Origin of the sequence: Staphylococcus pasteuri (genome assembly GCF_030547725.1) — a bacterium.
GTDB lineage: Bacteria > Bacillota > Bacilli > Staphylococcales > Staphylococcaceae > Staphylococcus > Staphylococcus pasteuri.
The window spans coordinates 1-276 of record NZ_JAUOQO010000303.1 but is presented as its reverse complement, the minus strand read 5'-3'; the positions used below and the strand labels follow the sequence as shown (position 1 = coordinate 276).

At 32.6% G+C, this 276-nt stretch carries 1 protein-coding gene; it reads left to right on the top strand.

What is annotated here, in order from left to right:
- Positions 1-276 (top strand): hypothetical protein (locus Q4528_RS13755; RefSeq protein WP_303522124.1); only part of this gene is annotated, 276 nt, incomplete at both ends.

Genomic DNA, 276 nt, shown 5'->3' with positions numbered 1-276 from the left:
ATACTCTTTTGCATGCAAATGAAGTCACTTATGAGCAGCAGCTTTTAATAGAAAAGGTAGAGGATCTAAAATTTAGCAGAGTAGTTTTTCTTGGAATAGAGAAAAATGATATTGTCAATCTCGCATATATATCTTTCTTTATTAGTAAAGGAGTTAAATCGCTACAACTCTTCAATAGAAATGAGATAATTCGATATAGACCGTTTAGGGGAAACAAAAGCCAAGGTATTTTAGTTTTTCCTGGGAGTATAATACCAATTAATATGGGGTCGCATC